The organism is Actinopolymorpha cephalotaxi, from assembly GCF_013408535.1.
Lineage (GTDB): Bacteria > Actinomycetota > Actinomycetes > Propionibacteriales > Actinopolymorphaceae > Actinopolymorpha > Actinopolymorpha cephalotaxi.
The window spans coordinates 4,421,038-4,442,172 of record NZ_JACBZA010000001.1 but is presented as its reverse complement, the minus strand read 5'-3'; the positions used below and the strand labels follow the sequence as shown (position 1 = coordinate 4,442,172).

General features: G+C 68.9%; 15 protein-coding genes. 3 read left to right on the top strand and 12 right to left on the bottom strand.

The features are described 5' to 3' along the window. Positions 1-146 precede the first annotated feature (146 nt). On the top strand, positions 147-4,097 hold the full coding sequence (locus FHR37_RS19640; RefSeq protein ID WP_175542619.1) for a S8 family peptidase: 3,951 nt from the start codon (positions 147-149) through the stop codon (positions 4,095-4,097). A gap of 169 nt (positions 4,098-4,266) precedes the next feature. Further along, the gene (locus FHR37_RS19635; protein ID WP_139239054.1) at positions 4,267-5,391 is read left to right on the top strand and encodes a glycosyltransferase family protein; all 1,125 of its coding nucleotides are present in this window, start codon (positions 4,267-4,269) and stop codon (positions 5,389-5,391) included. A 58-nt stretch (positions 5,392-5,449) separates the two neighbouring features. Here the strand turns inward: FHR37_RS19635 and FHR37_RS19630 are convergent, their stop codons facing one another. From FHR37_RS19630 to FHR37_RS19580, 11 genes are all read right to left on the bottom strand, one after another. After that, positions 5,450-7,099: a hypothetical protein gene (locus FHR37_RS19630; RefSeq protein WP_139239053.1), complete on the bottom strand. Its 1,650-nt coding sequence runs from the start codon at positions 7,097-7,099 to the stop codon at positions 5,450-5,452. A gap of 142 nt (positions 7,100-7,241) precedes the next feature. Then, complete coding sequence (locus FHR37_RS19625; RefSeq protein ID WP_092885242.1) at positions 7,242-7,580, bottom strand: hypothetical protein; 339 nt, start codon at positions 7,578-7,580, stop codon at positions 7,242-7,244. A gap of 74 nt (positions 7,581-7,654) precedes the next feature. Then, on the bottom strand, positions 7,655-8,311 hold the full coding sequence (locus tag FHR37_RS19620) for a hypothetical protein (protein WP_175542618.1): 657 nt from the start codon (positions 8,309-8,311) through the stop codon (positions 7,655-7,657). Positions 8,312-8,727: 416 nt separating this feature from the next. Further along, entirely contained in the window at positions 8,728-11,490 is a 2,763-nt protein-coding gene (locus FHR37_RS33220) for a helix-turn-helix transcriptional regulator (RefSeq protein ID WP_092885238.1), read from the bottom strand. A gap of 190 nt (positions 11,491-11,680) precedes the next feature. Further along, complete coding sequence (locus tag FHR37_RS19610; protein WP_092885236.1) at positions 11,681-12,766, bottom strand: ABC transporter ATP-binding protein; 1,086 nt, start codon at positions 12,764-12,766, stop codon at positions 11,681-11,683. After that, positions 12,766-13,785 carry an ABC transporter ATP-binding protein gene (locus FHR37_RS19605; protein ID WP_092885490.1) on the bottom strand — a complete coding sequence of 340 codons (1,020 nt, stop codon included), beginning with the start codon at positions 13,783-13,785 and terminating at the stop codon, positions 12,766-12,768. The genes FHR37_RS19610 and FHR37_RS19605 overlap by 1 nt, the downstream gene beginning before the upstream one ends. A 6-nt stretch (positions 13,786-13,791) precedes the next feature. Beyond that, positions 13,792-14,670, bottom strand: a complete 879-nt coding sequence (locus FHR37_RS19600) for an ABC transporter permease (RefSeq protein WP_092885233.1) — start codon at positions 14,668-14,670, stop codon at positions 13,792-13,794. Continuing rightward, positions 14,667-15,602: an ABC transporter permease gene (locus FHR37_RS19595; RefSeq protein WP_092885231.1), complete on the bottom strand. Its 936-nt coding sequence runs from the start codon at positions 15,600-15,602 to the stop codon at positions 14,667-14,669. The genes FHR37_RS19600 and FHR37_RS19595 overlap by 4 nt, the downstream gene beginning before the upstream one ends. Before the next feature lie 33 nt (positions 15,603-15,635). After that, positions 15,636-17,423: a peptide ABC transporter substrate-binding protein gene (locus FHR37_RS19590; protein ID WP_092885229.1), complete on the bottom strand. Its 1,788-nt coding sequence runs from the start codon at positions 17,421-17,423 to the stop codon at positions 15,636-15,638. 136 nt (positions 17,424-17,559) lie between these two features. Then, positions 17,560-18,291, bottom strand: coding sequence for a FadR/GntR family transcriptional regulator (locus FHR37_RS19585; RefSeq protein WP_092885227.1), 732 nt, complete (start codon positions 18,289-18,291; stop codon positions 17,560-17,562). 519 nt (positions 18,292-18,810) lie between these two features. Next, on the bottom strand, positions 18,811-19,806 hold the full coding sequence (locus FHR37_RS19580; RefSeq protein ID WP_092885225.1) for an aminoglycoside phosphotransferase family protein: 996 nt from the start codon (positions 19,804-19,806) through the stop codon (positions 18,811-18,813). A gap of 18 nt (positions 19,807-19,824) precedes the next feature. On the opposite strand from FHR37_RS19580, the gene FHR37_RS19575 reads away from it, so the two are divergent. Next, positions 19,825-20,310: an AAA family ATPase gene (locus tag FHR37_RS19575; protein ID WP_092885223.1), complete on the top strand. Its 486-nt coding sequence runs from the start codon at positions 19,825-19,827 to the stop codon at positions 20,308-20,310. 9 nt (positions 20,311-20,319) lie between these two features. Here FHR37_RS19575 and FHR37_RS19570 read toward each other — a convergent pair whose 3' ends face one another. After that, positions 20,320-21,129 carry an SDR family NAD(P)-dependent oxidoreductase gene (locus FHR37_RS19570; protein ID WP_092885221.1) on the bottom strand — a complete coding sequence of 270 codons (810 nt, stop codon included), beginning with the start codon at positions 21,127-21,129 and terminating at the stop codon, positions 20,320-20,322. Positions 21,130-21,135 lie beyond the last annotated feature (6 nt).

Genomic DNA, 21,135 nt, shown 5'->3' with positions numbered 1-21,135 from the left:
GCCGGTCGGGATCTCGACCGTCAGGGTGTTTCCCGCCCCTCCCGAATCCCCCTCCCAGTGTTCTTCGCCGCGCTCTTCCCCGGGCGTTGGCGGCGACAGCGGTTGTCGCGCTCGCGGTGGCCGGATCTCCCGGGCACTCCGGGCCGGTGGCCGCAGCGGCGGCCTCGGCGAACTCCGTACCCACGAAGAACGTACCCACGAAGACCGTCGCCGCGACCAGCGCGAGCGCACCGGTCAAGGCGGCCTCCGGCCCCGCGGCGATCACCCTGATCACCGGCGACCGCGTCCAACTTCGCTCGCTCGGCGGCGGGAAGACCACCGCGGCGGTGGATCCCGCGCGCCGGCCCAACGGTGTCGTGCCGCAGTTCGAGGTCAGCACCCGGGACGGCCGGACGTACGTCGTGCCCTCCGACGTCGGCTCGTTGCTGCAGGCGGACGTCCTCGATCCGGCACTGTTCGACGTGACCGCGCTGGCGAAGCAGGGGTACGACGACGCGGCCAGCCCGTCCCTCCCGCTGATCGTCACGTATCCGAAGAAGACGGCGAAGACCCTGCGTACGAAGGCGATTCCCGGTGAGCGCGACCGTCGCGTGCTCGACAGCGTGGACGGCGTGGCCACGAAGGTCGCCAAGGACGAGGTGACCAAGCTCGGGAACGCGGTGTTCGAGCTGGCCGAGGCCGCACAGAAGTCCGGCCGGCGTACGACCTCGCTGACCGCCGCGCAGGCCGGGCCACTCGCCGGCGTCCGGAAGATCTGGCTGGACGCCCGGGTCCGGGTGGCGCTGGACCAGAGCACCAGGCAGATCCACGCCCCGGCCGCCTGGGACGCCGGCTACACCGGGAAGGGCGTCAAGGTCGCCGTACTCGACACCGGCATCGACACCACCCACCCCGATCTCGCCGGACGCGTCAGTGCCGCGCACAACTTCACCGACGACCCGGACACCAACGACGGGTTCGGGCACGGTACGCACGTCGCGTCGATCGTCGGCGGGTCCGGTGCGGCCTCCGACGGTGCTCGCAAGGGCGTCGCGTACGGCGCGGACCTGCTCAACGGCAAGGTGCTGAACTCCGAAGGCAACGGCGCCCTCTCCTGGGTGATCGCCGGGATGGAGTGGGCCGCAGGTGACGAGCACGCGGACATTGTGAACATGAGCCTGGGTTCGGACCCGACGGAGTTCGGCAGCAGCCTGGTGACGGCGGCGGTGGACCGGCTCAGTAACGAGGACGGGACGCTGTTTGTGGTCGCGGCAGGCAACCGCGGGTGCGACGGCTGCGTGCTCTCACCCGGCGACGCGCCGAGCGCCCTGACGGTGGGCGCGGTGGACCGCCAGGACCGGCTCGCCGACTTCTCCAGCCGTGGTCCCGGACCGGTCAACCTGGCGCTCAAGCCCGACATCACCGCACCCGGCGTGGGGATCTGGGCCGCACGGGCCAAGGACGGCAAGCTCGGCGGGTCCGGCCCGTACCTCCAGCTGTCCGGCACCTCCATGGCCTCCCCGCATGTGGCGGGTGCCGCGGCCCTGCTGTCCCAGGCCCGCCCCGACATGACCTGGCAGGAACTCAAGGCAGCACTGATGTCCACCGCGGTGCCCACTCCGGGGCTGCGGGAGTACGAACAGGGGGCGGGCCGGGTCGACGTCGGACGTGTGCTGAAGAGCCCGGTGCTCGCCGAGCAGGGTTCGCTGGACTTCGGAATCATCACCCTGAAGGCGGCCGGTGGAACCGAGCCCGTCGCGCGGAAGCTGGCCTACCGCAACGTCTCCGAACAGCCGGTGACGCTGGACCTGCACTCCCAGCTTCGTGACCAGGATGGGGCCGAGGTCGACTACGCGTCTGTGGAACCGTCCCAGCTGACCGTCGCACCCGGCACGGTCGGCACGGCCACGGTCACCCTCGACCCGGGGACCGCCAAGGTCGGCAAGTACACAGGAACGGTGGTCGCGGACTCACCGCAGGTGCCGTCCCTGCACACCCCGATCGGGTTCGTGGGCAAGCCGCAACTGTTCGACCTCCGGCTGCGGGGCATCGCGCGCGACGGCCGTCCCTCGAGGCCGGGGATCGGTGGCGCGGTGGCGGACGGGTCGCTCGGCTCACCGGTCGTCGACGTCCAGACCGGCGCGTCGAGGTGGGACTACTGCGCGAGTCAGGATCCGAAGCAGGAGCTGTGCCTTCGGGTACACGTCGGCACCTACTCGGTGCTGGCCTACATCGACACCCGCCCGGCCGGCGAACCGGCCGACGCGAGCTTCCCGATCGCACCCGTGAGCACTGCCCTGGTGGGCGACCCGGAGCTTCGGATCTCCGGCAACACCACGTTGACACTCGACGCCCGGAAGGCGGTCGAGGTGAAGGTCAGCACTCCGGCCAACCCGGAGGCCAGGGCGAATCCCGGAGGCGCCGTCGAACTCAAGTGGAGCCGTGTCGCCGCTGACGGCACGGTGGTCAGTGACGCTGTCGTGAACAATCCCGGAGCCCAGGCCGAGGAGCGGTTCTTCGTTCAGCCCATGGACGGGGTATCGGCCGGTTCGTTCGAGGCGACCTCGCGGATGCGACTGGAGGCGCCGAACGTCACGATGTCCGTTCCGGGTGCCAAGGACGTGAAGCTGGATCCGCAGTACTACCGGATGGACTGGTTCAGCAACCACAGTTGGGAGTTCCCGGTCCTGAAGGGCGCCGCCACCATACCGGTCGTCGACGCGGGGGAGGGGCGTCCGGCGGACCTCGCCGGCCTTGACCTGAAGGGTGCCGTCGCGCTCGTCCGCCGTACCGACGACGTGCCGGTGGCAGTTCAGTCGAACGCGGCAGCAGACGCGGGAGCACGCCTGGTCGCGATCTACAACGACGACCCGGGATCGAACTCCAACCCCGGCGGGAGTGCGGACCTTCAGCTCAAGGTGCCGACCGTTCACCTGACCGGTACCGAGGGCGGCACCTTGCTCGCTCTGCTCGGCAAGGGCAGGTTGACAGTGCGGGCCGGTGGAAACATGGCCAGTCCGTACGTCTACGACCTGGTATTCGCCGAAGGAAACCGCGTCCCCGGCAAGCTCGACTATCGGGTGGCTCCGAAGGACCTGGTCCGTGTCGACGAGAACCTGCACAGTCTGGCGACCGAGAACATCAGCTACAGCGAGGGCTCGTTCGCATTTGGGCCGACGGACACGTCGTCGTTGACCTTCATGCGCCCGGTCTTCGGCGCACCGCGCTCGCGGGTCGTCTACCACGTGTCGGACCCGCAGACGACGTGGGCCTACACCATGGCGACCCCGGAGCGGCCGTACCAACGAGGAGAAACAGATCCCCCGGCGCGACTGGAGCTGGATACGCCGCTGACGAAGTACGCGCGAGGTGAACACGTCACCCAGTCGTGGCTCGGCGCGCCCGTCGTTCCCGGCCTGAACGGCAGGTTCCCGGTCCGGCGAGACCAGGACCGGCTGATACTCGGGGCGCCGTTCCCGAACGTCTTCCAGGGTGTCGGGTTGGTGGACGCAGACCAGCACTTCTCCGTGGCGTACACCGTCCCGGGTCAGGACGGGATCGACACGAGGGTCCGGCTGTCGCAGGGCGACCAGGTGCTGTGGGAGACGGCGTACGCGCCTGGCGGACTGTTCGGCTACGTGGACCTGCCCACCGGATCGGCGGACACCTACCGGATGTCGTTCGAGGTGGCCAACCGGGCGCCGTGGGCGCAGTTGTCCACTCGTAGCCGCTCGGAGTGGACGTTCCGTTCGGGTCGTACGGACTCCGCGCAGCCGGTGCCGCTGCTGACGCTCGGGTACGACGTCGGGGTCGACCTGCGCAACGAACTGAGGGCGCCGGTGCGCGGTGCGCACGAGGTGGAGGTGACCGTCGGACACCAGGCGGGAGTGGACATTCCCGTGAACAGGTTGACGTTCGAGGCCTCCTACGACGACGGCGGCCGGTGGCGGCACCTGCGCACCGTCCGCCACGGCGACGGCCGCTACACGGCGGACCTGCCGGCGAGCGCCCCGGCGAAGGCCCGGTTCGTGTCGTTCCGGGTGCACGCGCAGGACGCGAACGGCAACCAGCTCACCCAGGAGATCACCCGTGCGGTAGCGCTCCCACACGGCAGGTGAGATCGATCCCAGTCAGGTCGGAGGCGTGCCAGGCCACAGCCAGTGGTCGGGGCGCGCCTTCGCGAAGTGTGCCCGTGACGGCTGCTGATCACATACGCTCCCCGTGGGAAGGGTGGGTCGCCACCCGAGGAACCGGGGGGTTCGAGTGGTCGGTGAGGCGCAGCCGCGCGTGTTCGTCTTCCTTCAGCACGGGCTGTCGATTCCGTCATGGCGTCGTTCGAAGGACGACGCGCAGCTGAACAGCCCGACGCCCTACGGCTATGGCGCAGCCGGCGCGGTCGTCGACCTGACCTGGTCGGAGGACGCCGACGAAGGGCGCGTCTCCCGTTTCGTCCGCCTCGGTTCCCGGCGCGTCCTGGGGTTCGATTTCGTGCACGCCTGGCGCAACCGCCGTGGACTCTCGCGCGCCGAGGTCGTGTGGACGCACACGGAGCGGGAGTCGCTCGCGGCGCTGATGCTGCTGCGCCTGCTGCGCAATCGATCCACGCGGGTCATCGCGCAGACGGTCTGGCTCTGGGACAACTGGCAGACCATCCGAGGCTTCCGCCGTCGCCTCTACCTCAGTCTGTTGCGGGATGCCGCGGTGGAGGTGACGCTCAGTACGCTCAACCGTGACGCGGCGCGGGCGGCCAGGGGAACCGACGAGGTGCTCTGTCTGCCGTTCGGAGCCGCCGTCAACGAGTCCACGCTGGAAAGGGCCCTTCGGACGGTCGCGCCCGGTGCCGGTGGCGGGGTTCTCGCGATGGGAAGGGATCGGCACCGGGACTGGTCCACCCTCCATGCGGCGGCACGGTTGCTGCCTGACATCGACTTCTGGGTGGCGACAGTGGATGCGGCGTACCCGACCCACGACGCGCCCCCGAACGTTCGCATCGAGCCGATCGGGTCCCTCGATGAGGTGTACCGTGCCTACGCCGAGGCGGCCGTCGTCGTGATCCCCCTCGTGCCCAATCTGCACGCGTCGGGGTGCACGGTGGCGCTGGAGACTCAGCATGTCGGCTCCTCGTTGGTCACGACCGATGTCGGCGGCCTGGGGCTCTACCTCGTCGGAAGCCGGGTGGCGCAGTACGAGACGGGAAACGCGGCCGCGCTCGCCGACGCGATCCTCGCGGAGTACGACCGCGCCGCGGACGGCCCCGATCCGGACGGGCTGAAGCAGATACGCGCTCAGGGCCTCACGTCCGACGACTACGTCGCCCGCTACGTGATCCTCACCCGAGCGCTCCTCGCCGGCGCACCGCTCCCGTATGAGGTCGAGGCGACCGTGTCCGTCCGCGACATCCTCACACCTTGAGACGCGAGCGCCGGACGTTCGGCCCGCGGGGTCATTCCGGCGCGAGCCCTACCCGTCGCTAAGTCTGCTTGTGCAACAGCCCGGTGATGCCGGCAAGCAGCACGGCGGTGAACATCCAGGCGGCCAGTCGCAGGAAGAAGAACAGCAGCGGCATCCAGCCGTTGTCGGGCGGGTCCCACGAAGGGTCCTCCGCGACGCCGGGAAATGTCGAGCTCAGCGCGAAGGCCAGGGGGTCCAGGCAGGCGACCTTCCATGCAGGTGTGCACTGGGCGTTCGTCACGTGGCCGGTCGTCGAGGTCTCATGGTGACCTGCGGGATCAGTCGGGATCGCTACCGCGGTGGGTTGCGTGGTGAACGTGTCTCTCCAGAAGTAGGCCATCGTGAACGACAGGCAGAAGATGACCGCCAGCCAGGCAAGGGCCACGCCCGGGTAGTAGCCGTGGCCGGTCGTCAACCGGTAGGCCTGGCGAGAGAGCTTCGCCGACAACCTGGCGTTCCGGGTCGAGTTCACCGCGGACCTGTAACGCATCCAGCGCGCGTCGGTCGGTTGGCCGTTCCGCGCGTAGACGTCCGCGAGTTCCTGCCACGGTTGGGCCGCGGACTGCTGGCTCAGCCAGGCGGCCGCCGCACTTCGGTCGTCCCGGATCACGCCGTGGACGTCGCCCAGTCGCCACCCGGTGATGTCGCCGAGCTTCGGAAGGGAATCCCGGCTCGCGCCCACGACGAGACTGGTGATCCTCGCCGCCGCGAAGTTGACTCGGCCGGCCGCGGTGAACCGGCCGGTGAGCAGTACGGTGTTGTTCGCCTGAAGTCCCTCGCCGACCAGGCTGTCGCCGTTCCGGTCGGCGCCCTTCAGTGACGCGTCGCTGAAGTCGAGATACCCACCGATGCGAGCCCTTGGGAGCCGGATGACTCCCGTCGCTGAGAAGCCGTCCCCCAGCGCAAGGGTGTTGTCCGCCAGTAACCCGTCGGCAGCGAGGCTGTTTCCTCGAATGTCGCAGCCATCCAGAGTCGTCCCACTGAAGTCGAGCTTGCCACCGACATGCGCACCGGCGATCATGATTCCGCCGACGGAAGTCAGCGCATTGCGCACGAGGACGTTGTTCTTCGCCTGCAGCCCGTTGGCCCGCAGGCTGTGGCCCTCGGAATCTGCTCCCCTCAGGGCGGCGTCGTCGAGGTTTATCTGGCCGCCGACGTATGCCCCTCGCAGTCGGATCGCGCCTGCCGCGGTGAATCCCTTGTCAAGGTGAAGATCATGGCTCACATCCAGTCCGTCACCAGCCAGGCATCTTCCTTCTCGGTCGATACCTTGCAGGTGCGTTCCGCTCAGGATGAGTTCGCGGAGTTTGCCGTAGCTGAGCTTGAGTGATCCGGTGACTCGGCAACAGAGCAGTCGTAGCGGGAAGGTGACCGTGGCGAAGTCCAGATCGAGTTCGCCGACGATGATCGCACCGCGGACCGTGAGCCCGCGTGGATCCGCTCGTGAACCGAGCTCGGGGTCGAGGAGGACCTGCCGAAGTTGAGAGGAGGAAACGGTGAGCTCCGGCGGAGGCGGTCCTCCGTCGAACGGATTCCATGCGGGCAGGTGCTCGCCGAGGGCGAGGGGAGCGCCGCTCCTGATGCACGCCTGCAGCCGGTCGATCGAAACCCCGCTGGGGCTCTCACCCGAAACCTCCGGCGACGAGCCCTCCAGGTTGTCCGCCCTCATGACGTCGGTCTCCGCGTCGTTGGGCTGATCCTTCGAGGAGGTGTGCACCTCGGGAGCCAGCCCAGTCCTGCTGTGCCTGGGCCGCAGAGGCGTCGATGGCGCTGCAAACCTGCAGTCAGCGTGAGCGGGCGAGTGCACCCTGTCAACCGCACCGACGACGGTCGGACCGACAGCTCAGAGGCGGTGCCGGACCCAGACGTTCGGTTCGACGTAGACGGCGTAGTCGGTCCGGACGTACGGCGATCTCCAGCGCACTCACGGTGTCGGGCTTCGTGCCGTCACGGTGATCGCGGAAGGCCCAGGTCAGCACGCGGTCCCAGCCGCCGGCCGGCAGCGTGCCGCGGCGGTCGGTGTGGAGGGCGAACGGCGCCGCGAACGCCCGCGCCACCATCTCGTCGCCCTCGGTGGCGACGAGGCACAGGTGCGGGAACGTGGACGGTACGTGGTGGAACAGGGCGGCGGCGATCTCGTCGTGCCCCATGAACTCCGGCCAGCTGCCGACGCCGGTTGGAAGGCTGCCTGGCCCGTGGGCTCACGGACCAGGCAGCCGGCAGGTCAGGCCGGGACCGCTGCGGCGACCGGGGTGCACATGCGACGCATCCACCGGTGCGTGTGCGGCGTGGCCAGGCTGGGGGAGTGCGCGTCCGCCTCCGCCGTCCTCGGTGTCGCCGAGACGGACGTGATCCGAGCGGACTGGGGACGTGCGGCCGACCGGGGCCGGGTCGACGCGCCGTGCACCGCCGTGGTGCGTGCCGACGTCGTGCGTGCCGACACCGCGGGGATCTGCGCGGGTGCCATCCGGCAGTTCTGCCGCAGGTGCACGGGTACGTCGTGCGTGCGGGGCCTGGGGATGTTGCGGCGTACGGCCGTGGAGCCGACGGGACGTGTGGTCTCGCGCTCCGGGCGCGATCCGCGAGCGTGCACGTCGGCCTGGGCGACGGCCGGCCGGCGACGGCGCAGCCGCAGCGCGGTGGTGAGCGTGGCGGTCCCGCCGAGCAGCCCCGCACTGTTGACGGCGAGCAGCGCGGCGTCCACCTGGAACGCGCCGTACGCGAACCAGACCACGTTCCCGATCAGCGAGGCGGTGAGGAAGGCGACGGAAACCTCGTCCGCGCTGCCGGCTCGGCGCAGCTTGCGGGTCTGGTCGAACAGGGCACATGCCTGTGCCAGGCCGATCGAGGTGGCCACGGCGCTCAGGATGGTAACGATCATCGGCATTGCTTTCTCGTCGTCGGGCGGCGGCCTGCGTGGGGCGATGTGTCCGATGCGCGCGGTTCTGCGCGGCTGTTACTCGGATCGTCCCGGGCCACCGGCTGGCGATGGACTACGTACTGGGGTCGAAAGTCCCTGGTGCGGTGGGGCTCTCTTCGTGCACAACCTCAGGAAAGCGCGCGGCGGTGCTCGGGTGAATCACGAGTTCGCGCCAAATGAGTGAGGGCGGAACGGCCGGGAGGGCGGCCAGGTGTGCATCCGCCTCACGTGTTCGGGTGAGGCGAAGCCGTTCGGGGCCGACGCAAGGTCCGCGTCGTACGTCTATGTCAAGACGAGGTTGCGGAGGTGTAACCGCGCGGACCACCCGCGTTCGTACGGGAATGTCCGGATCGGCGCCGCATCCCCAACGGCCGACGTCACCGCCGGCTCAGAACCTCCCGGGTCAGCTGCACCCGCGAGTTGACGCCGAGCTTGCCGAAGATCGACCGCAGGTGCGTGCCGATGGTGTTCGGTGACAGACACAGGGTCTGCGCGACGTCACGGTTCGTACGGCCTTCCGCCACCAGGGAAGCCACCCGGCGCTCGGTGTCGGTGAGCGCGTCCCACCCGGTGCTGGGCCGGCGCGTCGTCGCCATCCAGCGGCGCCGCCGCGCACCGGTCGACTGCAGGCGGCGCTGGACCCGGCGCGCCTCGCCGGTCGCGCCGAGGGCGACGTAGGCGTCCCATGCCCGATCGAGTTCCGCCACCCCAGGATCGCGGCGGCCGTGCGCGACGAGCGCCCGGCCGTGATCCTCAGCGGCCGAGGCGCGGCTGAGGAGCCGCGGGCTGTCCCGCAGGACGGCGACGGCCTCACCGAGCAGGTCCACGTCGTCGTCGAGCAGCGCCCGGGCGTGCAGGGCGCCCCCGGCGGCGGTGGCGACGCCGGGGTTGCGGTCGGCGTACTGCTGGGCGAGCAGGGTTGCCCGGCGGGCGAGTGCGGTGTCCTTGCCGCGTAGTGCCACCCGGACGACGGTCGGAAGATCGGCGTAGCCCGCGCCGGTGTGCCGGGCCAGCGCGGCCGGTGAGTCCGCCGCGCCGCCGAGGAGCCGGGCCGCGCCCTCCGCGTCCCCGCCGGCGTCCAGCCACAACGCGTGCGCCAGCGTCGCCTGGGCCGAGGCGAGCCGGACCTCCGACCTCGTCCACCGGGTGGCCTGGGTCATGTGCTCCCCGGCCTGCCGCAGATCGCCACGCAGCAAGGCGATCCGGGCCAGCAGGGCGTACGCCTGGACGCGGTAGCCGTACTCCTGCAGATCCTCTGCCAGCCGTACGATCGTGCGCGCGCCGGCCTCCGCCTCCTCCAGCCGGCCGGCGGCCAGGTCGATCGCCGCCTCCCACCAGCCGAACGCGGGTACCTCCCACGTCCCGCCGTGTTCCTCGGCCTCCTGGCGGGACCGGGTGAGACCGTCCCGCGCCTCGTCGTACCGGTCGAGCAGGGCCAGCGCCTGCAGCTCGGCGGCCTGAGCCGGCCCGCCGTGAACCGCGCGTACCTGCTGGAAGAAGTCCAGCGCGTCGGCGTACCGGCCGTCGGTGGCGGCGGCGTGCCCCAGCGCGCGGAGGGCGGTCGTACGCGCGTCGGTGTCGCCCACCTCGTCGGCGTCGGCGAGCGCCGCGTGGCCCGCGTTCACGGCCGCGTCGGGGTCGTCGGACCGGGCCAGCGCCAGCGCGCGCTGCGCGAGCAGCAGAGCACGTACCTGAGGGGAGATCCCGTCCAGCTCCAGCGCCTGGCTGACCCGGGCGAGCAGCCGCTCGTCCAGGCCGAGATCCCACAGCGGGCGGGCGAGCCGGGAATGGATGCGGGCGGCGGTCTCGGGGTCCGGGGACGAGCGCAGTAGTTCGTCCGCGGTGAAGATGGCGTCCTGCACCCTGCGCGCTCGGACGAAGATGTCAACCACCTCTTGCCCCACGTCGAGCCGGAGCGGGTCGCGGCGCGGCAACAGGTTGTACGCATGGGTGATCAGGCTCACCGCCGTGTGCGGCGACTGCGGCGCGATCTCGGCGGCCGCGCTGCGCAGGATGTCCGACGCGTCCCGGTCGCCGGCAGGTGCGCCCGCCATCAGGTGGTGCGCGGCGTCCACGGCGGTCCGGCCGGTGGCGAGCAGGTGCTCGGCCGCGGCACGATGCAGCACCCGCCGGGCGGTCGGCGTCAGATCCTCGTAGGCCGCTTCCCGGATCAAGTCGTGCCGGAAGGCCACGTGCAGCCCGGTGTCGACCAGCATGCCCTCGGCAAGGGCACCGTGAAGGCTGGGCAGAAGATCGGAGACGGGTACGCGCCGCAGTGCGGCCGCGTCGTCGATGGAGAACGTGCCACCCAGAACCGAGCCGGCCTGGAGCAGGCTCCACACGTCCTTGTCGGGTCCGGAAAGTCGCCTGCGCAGGGCGGTGCGAAGTTTGGTGGGTACGCCGGGACCGGACGCCGTGACGTCACCACCCTCGACCATCTCCTCGCTGAGCACACCGTCGAGCAACTCCGTTACCAGGAACGGGTTTCCGGCCGTACCTTCCAGCAGCCGGGTCAACCGCGGGCCTGGCTCGGTGCCCAGCCGGTCGGTCGCCAGTTCCCTCATCGCGGCCGAGCTCAACGGCTGCAGGGTGATCTGGTGGACGGGCATGTCGCGCGGTATCACCTGGGAGAGCTCGGTGCTGGTCGCCGGCGTGTCCCGGGCGGTGAGCAGCCACACGATCGGCGAGGCGGCCAGCCGGGGAGGAAGCAACCGCAGTGCGAACAACGTCAGCGGATCCGCCCACTGCGCGTCGTCCAGCGCGATGAGGATCGGGGTGCGCTGGGAGCGTTCCTCCAGCGGCGCGGCGATCCGGTCCACCAACCACAGCCGCTGGTCCAGCAGCGGGCCCACCGCGGCGAGGTCGCCCTCGGACAGCAGTGGCGGACGGCCGCCCCGCAGCGCGAGCAGCAGCGGGGCCATCGGCGAGATCCGGTCGAGTTCCTCGGCCTTGCCCACGCAGGCGGTGAAGCCGTCGCGTTCGGCCTGGGCGCGCACGCTCTCCAGCAGGGCGGTCTTCCCGAGCCCCGCCTCACCGCTGACGACCAGCACCGTGGATCGGCCCGTCGTCGCCGTCTCCTCGAGCACCCGCAGCGTCGTCTCCACCTCGGCCGATCGTCCCCGAAGGAGCGTCTGCGTCACGGTCGGCTCCTTCGACTGATCTCGTGCTCGCGGGTGCTGTGACCCTCAGCGTCGCACGCTTCCCGGCGCCCCGCGATCCGCCCGGCCGCACCCGAGGGTCGTTCGCACTGCTACGGCCACCTCAGCGTGGCCGACACCCCCGTCTCCGCGTACGTCTTCTTCTCGTTTGCACCGGTTCGTCTGGACCCGCTCACACCTCGGCTGTGGTGGCCGATTCGAACGGGTTGTTGCGTACGGCCTCGTCGGCGAAGTGACACGCGACCCGGTGGCCTGGGGCAACCTGCTCCAGCGGAGGCTCCTCCGTACGGCAGCGCTCCCGGGCCAGCGGGCACCGGGTGTGGAAGCGGCACCCGGACGGAGGGTCCAGCGAGCTCGGGACCTCACCACCCACCACGGCGTCGCCGTGCTTGCGGCTGAGCGCCGGGTCGGGGACGGGGACGGCGGAGAAGAGGCCCTGCGTGTAGGGGTGGTGCGGTCGCGCGTAGAGCGAGTCGCGCTCGGCGATCTCCACGATCTTTCCGAGATACATCACCGCCACCCGGTCGCTCATCTGCCCGACGACGGCGAGGTCGTGCGCGATGAACAGGTAGGACAGGCCCAGCCGGTCCTGCAGATCGGTGAGCAGCTGGAGGATCTGTGCCTGGATCGACACGTCGAGGGCGGACACCGGCTCGTCCAGGACGAGGAAGGACGGCTCGGCCGCGAGCGCCCGGGCGATCCCGATCCGCTGACACTGCCCACCACTGAACTCGTGCGGGAAGCGCGAGACGGCGTCCGTGGGAAGGCCCACCAGGTCGAGCAGCTCCTCCACCCGTTCACGTTGGCGTTGTTTCGGCACCAGGTGGTGCACGAGCAGGGGTTCACGAAGCAGTTGGCCCACCGTGTGCCTGGGGTTGAGGGAGCCGACGGGATCCTGGAAGACGATCTGCATCCGCCGGCGGAGTCCGCTCAGCTCCCGGCGGCTGAGAGCTGTCAGCTCCCGTCCTTCGAACCGGACCGAACCCTCGGTCGGACGTTCGAGGAGCAGCACCGAACGGCCGGTGGTGCTCTTGCCACAACCACTCTCGCCGACCAGGCCGAGCGTCTGGTGCGTGCCGAGGGAGAGGTCGACTCCGTCGACCGCATGGACGGTTTCCCGCCGTCGGATCACCGTGCCCGCGCCGCGGACCTGGTAGTGGACCACCAGGCCCTCCACTTCCAGCAGCGGATCCTGCGCGGTGTGCACCGGCGGCGCTGCTGTCGATGGTGTCGTGGGTGTCGTGGGTGTCGGCGTCATCACGCGACCTCCGTTGCGTCGGTGACCGGGTGCCAGCACGCGATCGAGTGACCCGGCCGGAGGTCGTCCAGGGGAGGAGTCTGCGTACGACAGGTATCGGTGGCCCGCTCACAACGCGGGGCGAACGGGCACGCGTCGACGCGCTCGGTCACGCGGGGAGGCAGGCCGGGAATGGCGTGGAACTTCCGGGTCCTGGTCGCCGTCAGCCTCGGCACGCATCGCAGCAGCCCCAGCGTGTAGGGGTGAGCGGGGTGGGCGAACAGGTCGGTGACGGTGGCCGTCTCCATGACCCTGCCCGCATACATCACGACCACCCGGTCGCAGTGCCCGGCGACGATGCCGAGGTTGTGCGTGATGAGGATCGCGCCGACGTTCGACTCCGCGACCAGATCGTCGAACAGCTTGAGGATCTGCGCCTGGATGGTGACATCCAGCGCGGTGGTCGGCTCGTCCGCGATGAGCAAGCGTGGCTTGCATGCCATCGCCAGCGCGATCATCACCCGTTGCAGTTGGCCTCCACTCAGGCGATGAGGGTACTCCCGCATGCGGGTCGCGGGATCGGGAATCCCCACCGACCGAAGGAGCTCCACCGTTCGGTCGCGTCGTTCGGCTCCGGCCAGGCCGAGATGCAGTGACAGCACCTCGTCGAAGTGGTCCTCCACGGTGAGTACGGGATTGAGGGACGTCATCGGGTTCTGCGGGATCATGCCGATCTGCCGGCCGCGGATGTGCCGCATCCGGTGCTCGGGCTGGGCCAGCAGACTCTCGCCCTCGAACACGATGTCGCCTCCGGTGATCCGGCCGGGCGAGGGCACCATCCGCAGGACGGACTGCGCGGTGACGCTCTTGCCGGAGCCGCTCTCACCCACGACGCCGAGCCGCTCGCCGGCGCCCACCCGTAGGTCCAGTCCCTGCACGGCGTAGATGGTGCTGCGTTCCAGCTGGAAGGAGACCTGGAGGTCCCTGACCTCCAGCAGTGGCCGGCCGTCGAGGTGCTGTGGTTGCTGGTCGTCGCTCATGTCCACCTACCGCGAGGTCGGGTCGAGGGCGTCGCGCAGACCGTCCCCGGCGAAGCTGAACGTCAGGGTCGCGAGCGCGATGCAGACGATGGGCAGCAGGGCGACGGTGAGGCTGATGGTGAGGTACTGCTGGCCGTCGTTGATCATCTTTCCCCAGTCCGCGGTCGGGTCCTGCACCCCGAGTCCGAGGAAGCTGAACCCGGCAGCGGCGAAGATGGTGGCCGGAATCTGCTGGACGAAGAAGACGATCAGGGGCCCGACCGCGCTCGGCAGCACGTGCACGGTGATGATCCGCCACGTCGGCACACCCATGGCCCGGGCGGCGACCACGAAGTCACGATCTCGCAGTGCGATGTACTGCGCGCGGGCGAGCCGGGCGAACCCGACCCACGCCGTCACCCCGAGAAAGAGCAGCAGCTTCAGCACGCCGGATCCGAACAGCGCGATCAGCAACAGGGCCAGCAGAATCTGCGGCACCATCGTGAAGATCTCGAAGGCCCGCAGGGTGATGGCGTCGACGAGGCCGCCGAACCACCCGCTCGCGATCCCGATCGGGATGCCGATCAGCGCACCGACGAGCGGCGCGCCGACGGCGATGGTCATCGAGGTCTGCGCGCCGTAGATCGCCCGGCTCAGCAGATCCCTGCCCAACTCGTCGGTGCCCAGCAGGTGGTGCAGGCTCGGGCCGACCAGGGACTGGCTGAGGTCCTGGGCCGCATAGCCGTACGGAGCGATGAGTGGCGCCAGCGCGGCGACCAGCACGATGATCACGGCGATGACCCCGCTGACGAGCGCGAGCCGGTTGCGCCGGTAGCGGTACCACGCCGCGTGCCAGAATCCGGACTTCGAGCCCCGTGCGGGCGAACGTTCCGCTGCCATGGTCATCGGGACAGTCCCTCCAGTCGCACCCGGGGATCGACGAGTGTGTAGGCGACGTCGCTCAGGATGTAGCAGGTCCCCCACAGGACCGCGACGATGAGGACGAGAGCGAGGATCAGCGGGTAGTCACGATGCAGGCTGGCGGTGGTGAAGTAGCTCCCGAGCCCGGGAAGGGCGAAGGTCGCCTCGATGAAGATCGACCCGGTGAGGATGTTCGGGATGTTCGGGCCCATGATCGTGATCAGCGGAATGAGCGCGGTACGCAGGATGTAGCGCACCGTGAGCCGCCGTTCGGACAGGCCGCGTGCCCTTCCCATGCGTACGTAGTCGGCGTAGGTCACCTCGAGGGTGCTGGCCCTGGTGTATCTGGCCATCAGCGCCATCGGATACAGCGAGAAGGCGACGACGGGCAGGATGAGGTCCTGCGGCTGGCCCCACCCGCCGACGGGCAACCACCCGAGCTTGACCGAGAACAGCGAGATGAGCAGGAATCCCACGACGTAGTTGGGCAATGCCACGCCGACGGTCGACACCGCGGAGGTGAGCAGCCAGTCCAGCCAGGTGTTGTGCCGCAGCGCCGCGGCACAACCCATCACCAGTCCGCCTACGTAGGACACGAGAATCGTGAGACCGCCGATGGCGAGCGTGATCGGCCACGCCCTGGCGATCAGGCCGGTCACCGTCATCGTCGGTTGCTCGAACGGGATGCCCAGGTCGCCGTGCAGCAGGGCCCACAGCCAGTTGAGGTACTGCCGCCAGATCGGCTGGTCCAGTCCGTACTTGCGCATGACGTTCGCCATCGCGGGGCCCGGCAGGGGCTGCTGGGTCTGGTCGAACGGTCCGCCGGGTACGGCGTGCATGAGTCCGAAGATGAGCATGGTCATGACGAACATGACCAGTAGCAGGGTCAGGAACCTTCGGGCGAGATAGGCAACCAAGGCCGCACCACCTTCCGCGGTTGATGCGACGGGTCAGGAGATGCCGTTCGGCTTGGGGCGGGGCCACTTCTGCTTGTTCTGTGCGACGTAGAGCCCCTGGAGGGAGTCGCTGGTCGCGCCGAACCCGGGCCACTGGATGCCGTCGTAGCCGTTCTTGTTCTTCGACAGAGCCTTGCCCTGCATGTAAGGGGCGTAGTAGTAGCCGTAGAGGAGGTGGAAGACGAAGACGCCCGGCGCCTCCCTGGTCAGCTGTACCTGCGCCTCGGTGTAGATCTCCTGGCGTGCCTGCGGCTTGCTCTCGGCCGCGCCCTTCGCCAGGAGCTTGTCGTACTGCGCGTTGTTCCAGTTGTGCCGGCCGTCGCTCTTGTAGACGCTGAGCATGTTCGACGCGTCGAAGTAGTCCATGCCGTAGGAGACGAAGCCCATCTGGATCTCGGTCGGCTTCTTGTTCATCCGCGCGTAGAAGGTCGTCTTGTCCAGTTGCTGGAGCTGGATGTTGATGCCGAGCACGGAGTTCCACGTGTGGGTCAGCGCCTGCACGACCGCCTCGGTGTTGGAGACCGCGTTCGCCCACCAGTAGAACTTCACCGGGGGGAAGCCCTTGCCGTTGGGGTACCCCGCCTGTGCAAGCAGGGACTTCGCCTTCGCGGGGTCGTAGTTGGTGTAGGGCTTCAGCGGATCCTCGACGGCGAACGGGTAGCCCGGTGTGAGGTAGCCGTACGCCGGAGTGGCGAGTGGCGCGAGCAGGCTCTTGATCAGGGACTCCCGGTCGACGCTGTGTGCCAGCGCCTGGCGCACCTTCACGTTGTCGAACGGCGCCTTCTTCGTGTCGAAGAAGGTGTACCAGATCTCGAAGTCGTTCGGGTTCTTGTAGAGGTGGAGAGCCTTCGTCTTCGGGTTCTTGGCCGCGATCTTCAGGTCCAGCGGAGTCACGCTCAGCTGGTCCACCTGCCCGGTCTGGAAGCGCGGGAGCATGTCACCGCCGGCGTAGATCTTCCCCACCAGGGTGTCGATCGGCGGTTTGAACGGGCCGGTGTACTTCTTGTTCGGTCCGAGGACGACCTGGGCTGTCGGGTCGAACTTCGTGAGGGTGTACGGACCACAGGTGACGCAGGTCGCCGGGTTGATGTTGTAGCTGCCCGAACCGTACTTGTGCAGTGCCGCGGCCGACAGTGGCGTGGTGTAGAGGCAGGCGGACGGGATGTAGGCGACGGGTCCTTCGGTCTCGATGACGAGGGTGTACTTGTCCTTGCCCTGCTTCACACCGATCGAGCTGGTCGGGACCTTGCCCGCGACCGCGTCGGTGTAGTTCTTGATAACGCCGGACCAGAACCAGCTGAAGTCCCAGGCGTGCTTGGGATCGGCGGAGTATCGCAGCGTCTCGACGTAGTCCGCGGCGGTGAGCTCCTTGCCGTCGGACCACATGATCCCCTTGCGGAGATGGAACGTCCAGCTGTTCTTGTCGGCGGACTGTTCCCAGCCGCCGGCCGCGCCAGGCACGATCTGGTAGTTCTGGTTCAGCCGTACGAGGGGGATGTTGAACTGGTCGGCCAGCGGGGCGCGGGAGTAGACGTTCTCGTAGAAGTCGAGGGCCTTGTAGCTGGCGCCGGTGGAGTCGAACGGCAGCACGTAGTACTGGTCGCCGGCCGACGCGGCGCCGGCGGGCAGCTTGAGGCCGAGCGCGTTCTTGGTGCCGGCGCCGCTGCTGGTGTCCTGGGACTTGCCGCAGGCCGCGAGGCTCAGGGCCGATGCCCCGACCAGGAAACCTCTGCGGGTCAGGTGTGGAAGGCGGGCGGGCTGGCCGCTCGAAAGATCGCTCATTGCCGGGTACCTCCATCGTTTCTGTGGACTCGATGCCACCGGTTGCCGGCGTCAGGTCCGCGAGCAGTCACCTCTACCCCCGATTCACCACCCGGCTGGTGCCGGAGGTGGATGAGCACCCCGTGTTGCTCCGTTGCTAGGTGGGGCCCTCCTCCCCATCCGCGCCTTTGTCGCCGCTGTGGTGTGGCAACAGATGCAGGTCGATCATCTGCTGGATATTGCCTGGGTCACGTGTTCGTAACAGGCGCACTATTGAGCGATGACCGTCCAGGAGTCGTTCTGCTGGTGGTTTCCGGACGAGCGCCCGCCGGTAACCGAACTCCCAGAAGAAGTTGTGGAGGATGGTCCCCATCGTGACCAGGAACTGGTTTCCGGTGGCGCGGAGCAGAACGTCGTGGAACTCCTCGTGGAACGCGGCGGCTTTGCCGGAGTCCTCTGCGTGCACCATCGCCTGACTGATCTCGTCGAGACGGTCCAGATCGGACGCGGATGCCCGGCCGATGACCAACTCGTAAATTCCGCGCTCCCAGATCGCTCTGACCTCGAGGTAGTCCTGCTCGGTCAGGTCGTCCGAGCCCATCCAGGCGGCGATCTGTGCGAACACTTCCGTGTCGGCGACGTCGGCGACATAGGTGCCGCTGCCCTGCGTCACGCGCAGCATTCCCAATGCCTCCAGCGATGCGACCGCCTGCCTCAGCACGTTGCGACTGACGCCGAGCGACTGGGCGAGGCTGGGCTCTGCTGGAAGGCGGGTGCCGACCGCAAGTCGGTTGGTCAGGATGTAGTCGCGAAGGGCTGCTGCGGTCTGGTCGGTGAGGCGCTTGCGAGAGACGACGTTCAGACCGCTGCTTCGGAATGGGTCAATCATTCTCTGTCTGCCTCATTCTCTGGGTGCGAGAAAGATACGGCTGAGCGATATGGGTGTCAACGGCTTCTTGGCGGTGAACGCCATGGAACGTGCGCGCCGGTCAACCGATGAAAATGTCGCGCGTCCCCAACTGGCCAAAGTTTTGTTGGTCCATGGTTGCCGCGTTACTTACTCGAGAAAAAAGGCGCGGGGCATGGCCATGGGAGCGTCCTCCGTGCGCGAGCATGAACCGGTGACCGCCGGTCAGAGTCTCGGTGGCAACCGCTTGACGTACCTGCGACTGGGACGGGGATGGGGCCGTCGTCTCCGGCTGCGGCATAGTCGAAGGCGCCGGCGTCGCGCCAGCCGTGGCGTTCGTAGAAGCGGCGTGCCCAGGCAGCGCTTGACGCAGGAGAAACCTCTGGTTGACAGTCACGATGCCGTTGCCTTCGTCAGTCGGCCCGGTGTAGTCGTCGCTGTACTCCGGATCCGGCACGCAGCCAGTCTGCTGGCGAATCCCGTCCGGCGTCGCCTGGGATTTCAGCGGTCCGGGGTCAGGATGCTCGCGAAGTGATCGTTGGTGTCCTGGTCGGACTGCGGAGTGTGCCACTCGAAATGCTGTTGGGCTCTGACGACGGCACGAACCTGGGCCCAACGGCGTACGTGCTCGCGGTCGAGTTCGGCCGCTTCGGCGAAGAGTGCCAGCCAGCGGAGCACGGCGGGTTCGAACTCCTCGGGGCTGATCAGGCCGAAGGCGCGACCCCCGACCGCGGTGGTGCGGAGCAGGGTCGAGCAGTCGAACGCCGGGTCACCGACCCAACCGCGCGGGTCGATCACCTGCCAGGGCTCTCGTACGCCGCGCAGCACGTTGTTGAGGTGCAGGTCTCCGTGCACCATCGTGTCCGGCTGGCGACGGCAGAGGTCCCGCACCGTGTCGCGGGCGGCGTCCACGACCCGGGCGTGGAGCCGGCCGGTCGCCCGGTCGACGATGTCGGCCCACTCGGCCGCCCAGTCGGACACGCGCGGCAGACGCGGGGGAGCGGGGACGGCGAGTCGGCGCACCAGCACCCCTGCGAGCCGGATTGCTTCGTCGACCGGTAGCACCTCGTACGGCCGTTCGGGGCCCACCCGCTCCAGCAACATCGCGAGGCACTCGTCGTCGCGTTCCCACAACAGCACGGCTCCGTGCCCGGCCCACGTCCGGTACGCGTCCGGCTCGTGCGCGTTTGCCGGATGCGGGTGGGACACCTTGAGAACGACGTCGCCATAGGCACTGGACTTCGCAGGCTGCACGATCCCGACCTTGCCGCCGGCCGCCGGGCCGTCGGGCACGCAGTTCCAGCGCTGCAGGAGTTCGTCCAGCAGGGTTGGTAACGATGCCAGCCACGCGGCGCCACCCTCGCGTTGCACAGTCGCCTGCCGTAGCTCTTCCGGGATCTCCACCACCACGAGTGCCGCGACCTCCCCGAGTGCGCCGTTCGTCTCCGGGCCGACCCTACTGAAGAGGGAGAGCTCGTCGCACTCGCCGAGCCGCATCGCCTAGCATCGGCGACCATGCCCACCGCGCATCTGATCCACGGCTACCTCGGAGCAGGCAAGACCACGTTGGCGAAACGGTTGGAACGCGACGCCGGCGCGGTTCGGTTCACCGTTGACGAGTGGCTCACCACCCTGTACGGCGACGACGAGGCCGGCATCGAACCGGACGTGGGCACGCTCAGCGCCAGGCTCATGACCGCGATGGAACCGGTCTGGGCTCGCTGCCTGACGGTCGGCGTCGACGTCGTTCTGGACCTGGGCTTCTGGAGCCGCGAGCTCCGTGACCTCACCCGTCAGCGGGTCGAGGCGTGCGGCGCGACCGCCAAGCTGTACGACGTCAGATGCGCCGACGACGTGGCGTGGCAACGGGTGGAGGCGCGGAACTCCGACCCGGCCGGAAGTCTGCGCATGGTGCGCAACACCTTCGAAGTCCTGAAGGCGAAGGTCGACCCGCTCGGTCCCGACGAACCACACGTCGTGGTGGACACCACCAACGCCTGACCCCGATGCTCAGCCGGCCGCCACCGGACTGATCCTTGCCGCGAACGGATCGGCACTGCGGCTGAGACGTCGACCACCGTCGACCGTGAGTATGACTCCGGTGACGAAGGACGCGTCCTCCGAGGCGAGAAACGCCACCGCGGCGGCAACTTCGGAGGGTCTGCCGGCCCGGCCGACCAGGGTGGGTGGACGCTCGATCTCCGCGCCGCCGTCCCCCAGACTCTCCCGGGCCGACGCGGTGTCGATGACACCTGGTGCCACCGCGTTGACCCGAACGCCGCCGGGGGACATCTCGACGGCGACCGCCCGGGTCAGTGCGGAGATGCCGCCCTTGCTGGCGCCGTACGCGGTGTAGGTGGCAAGGGGAAGGTGCTCCTGGATGGCGGTGACGTTCACGATCGCACCGCTGCCCCGTGGGAGCATGTGCCGGCCGGCGGCACGGCACAGCATCGCCGTGGTCGTCAGGTTGGTGGTCAGGACCCGCGTCCACTCGTCCTCGTCCAGGTCGACCAGCCGGACGCGCGGCCCGTGGTAGACCGCGTTGTTGACGAGTACGTCCACCCGACCGAAACGTTCGAGCACCGCCGGGATGACAGCTTCTCGCTGCGACGGGTCGGTGAGATCGGCCACGTGGAGCCGCGCCGTGCCGGCACAGCACCCAGAGTCCTCGATCCGCTCGACCGTGTTCGCGCCGCCTTCGCGGTCGACGTCCACCACGACGACGAGCCTCCCGTCGTGGGCGAGCCGACGGGCGATCGCACTGCCGATCCCCGATCCGGCACCGGTGACCACCGCAACCTGTCCTTGCAGAGTTCCCATGTCCCC

What these genes read in the sequence shown, in the direction of transcription:
- FHR37_RS19630 (WP_139239053.1), bottom strand. Translation starts at nt 7,099, where the DNA reads ATGAGGGCGGACAACCTGGAGGGCTCGTCGCCGGAGGTTTCGGGTGAG.
- FHR37_RS19625 (WP_092885242.1), bottom strand. Translation starts at nt 7,580, where the DNA reads ATGGGGCACGACGAGATCGCCGCCGCCCTGTTCCACCACGTACCGTCC.
- FHR37_RS19620 (WP_175542618.1), bottom strand. Translation starts at nt 8,311, where the DNA reads ATGATCGTTACCATCCTGAGCGCCGTGGCCACCTCGATCGGCCTGGCA.
- FHR37_RS19610 (WP_092885236.1), bottom strand. Translation starts at nt 12,766, where the DNA reads ATGACGCCGACACCCACGACACCCACGACACCATCGACAGCAGCGCCG.
- FHR37_RS19605 (WP_092885490.1), bottom strand. Translation starts at nt 13,785, where the DNA reads ATGAGCGACGACCAGCAACCACAGCACCTCGACGGCCGGCCACTGCTG.
- FHR37_RS19600 (WP_092885233.1), bottom strand. Translation starts at nt 14,670, where the DNA reads ATGACCATGGCAGCGGAACGTTCGCCCGCACGGGGCTCGAAGTCCGGA.
- FHR37_RS19590 (WP_092885229.1), bottom strand. Translation starts at nt 17,423, where the DNA reads ATGAGCGATCTTTCGAGCGGCCAGCCCGCCCGCCTTCCACACCTGACC.
- FHR37_RS19585 (WP_092885227.1), bottom strand. Translation starts at nt 18,291, where the DNA reads ATGATTGACCCATTCCGAAGCAGCGGTCTGAACGTCGTCTCTCGCAAG.
- FHR37_RS19580 (WP_092885225.1), bottom strand. Translation starts at nt 19,806, where the DNA reads ATGCGGCTCGGCGAGTGCGACGAGCTCTCCCTCTTCAGTAGGGTCGGC.
- FHR37_RS19575 (WP_092885223.1), top strand. Translation starts at nt 19,825, where the DNA reads ATGCCCACCGCGCATCTGATCCACGGCTACCTCGGAGCAGGCAAGACC.
- FHR37_RS19570 (WP_092885221.1), bottom strand. Translation starts at nt 21,129, where the DNA reads ATGGGAACTCTGCAAGGACAGGTTGCGGTGGTCACCGGTGCCGGATCG.